2 protein-coding genes are annotated in these 1,229 nt (G+C 77.5%); both read left to right on the top strand.

The annotated features are described in order from the left end of the window. The coding region (locus HMPREF0731_RS19100; protein ID WP_007005851.1) for a heparinase II/III family protein at positions 1–395 on the top strand (395 nt) is incomplete at its 5' end. Beyond that, the gene (locus tag HMPREF0731_RS19095) at positions 374–1,225 is read left to right on the top strand and encodes a hypothetical protein (protein WP_040614038.1); all 852 of its coding nucleotides are present in this window, start codon (positions 374–376) and stop codon (positions 1,223–1,225) included. The genes HMPREF0731_RS19100 and HMPREF0731_RS19095, both read left to right, overlap by 22 nt. Positions 1,226–1,229 lie beyond the last annotated feature (4 nt).

Here is a 1,229-nt window from a genome sequence, read left to right as displayed (position 1 = left end):
GCGACCGGCGCGGCAACCGCCATGCGCGGCAGGTGGCGCCGCTGCCCGATGGCGCCTGGCAGGTGGAGGACCGCATCGCCGGCGGCTTTCGCCGCGTCACCCTGCGCTGGCGGCTCGGCCCCGGCGATTGGCGGCTGGGGCGCGACGGGGTGGCGGGGCCGGCGCGGCTGTTCCTGTCCGCCGACGCGCCGCTCGCCCTGTCGCTGGAGGAGGGGCATGAGAGCCCGGCCTATGGCGTGGTGCGGCCCTGCCGGGTGCTCGCCGCCCGCGCCACCGCCCCCGTCAGCCGCCTGACCACCCGCGTCGAGCCGCCCGCCGCCCGGCCCGGGAACGGGTCCGGCACCCTGTCCGCTGGGGCGGAGCCCGCGCCGCCATGCCGCTCGACCAGCTGCTGAGGGGCGTCTGGCGGCTGCGGCTGTGGCTGGCCCTGGCCTGCCTGGCGCTGCTGGCCGGCGGCGCCGCGCTGGTCCTGAGCTGGCCGCGCGCCTATGTGGCGCAGGCCGTGGTGGCACCGGCCGAGACCACGGGCCTCGCCGCCTCCAACCTGATCGCCGCCAATGTGCTGACCCCCGGCAGCCTGCTGGACAACCGGCCGAGCGGCAATTTCGCCGTCTACCTGGCGGCGCTGCGCAGCCCGGAGGCGGTGGCGCTGCTGCTGGCCCGCACCCGGCTGGTGGAGGATCTGGCGGCACGCCGGCAGGAGGGGCCGCTGGCGCCGCTGCGCGCCCTGCTCGCCCGGCTGCTGCAGGAGGAGGAGGCGCCGCCGCCCGATGCCGACGATGTGCAGCGCTGGCTGGAGCGCAGCCTGGCGGTGACGCAATCCCTCGCCTCGCTGACCTGGACGCTGGAGCTGACGCATCCGCGGCGCGCCGCGGCGCAGGAGATCCTGGCCCTGCTGCACGGCTTCGCCGAGGCGCGGGTGCGCGACGAGCTGCTGGCCATGATCCGCCGCCGCATCGTCACGCTGGAGGGGCGGCTGGCGGTGGAGCGCGACGTCTATCTGCGCACCCCGCTCTTCGAGCTGCTGTCGCAGCACCAGCGCGCCGCCCTGGTGCTGGCGGCGGAGGACACGGTGGCGGCGCGGCTGGTCTCCGGCCCCAGCGTGGAGCTGCGCCCCTCGGTGCCGAACCGGCCGCTGCTGCTGGCGCTGCTGCTGCTGGCGGTGCCGCTGGCCTGCCTGTTCTGCGGCGCCTGCCTGGTGCTGCTGCGCGGGCCGGGGCGGTGAGCGG

Source organism: Pseudoroseomonas cervicalis ATCC 49957 (assembly GCF_000164635.1).
Taxonomy (GTDB): domain Bacteria; phylum Pseudomonadota; class Alphaproteobacteria; order Acetobacterales; family Acetobacteraceae; genus Pseudoroseomonas; species Pseudoroseomonas cervicalis.
Note: the sequence above shows the minus strand (reverse complement) of the source record. Positions and strands in the feature narration are given on the sequence as shown.

Bases quoted from the DNA above. Each gene is read 5' to 3' on its own strand.
- HMPREF0731_RS19095 (WP_040614038.1), top strand. From the start codon at position 374: ATGCCGCTCGACCAGCTGCTGAGGGGCGTCTGGCGGCTGCGGCTGTGG.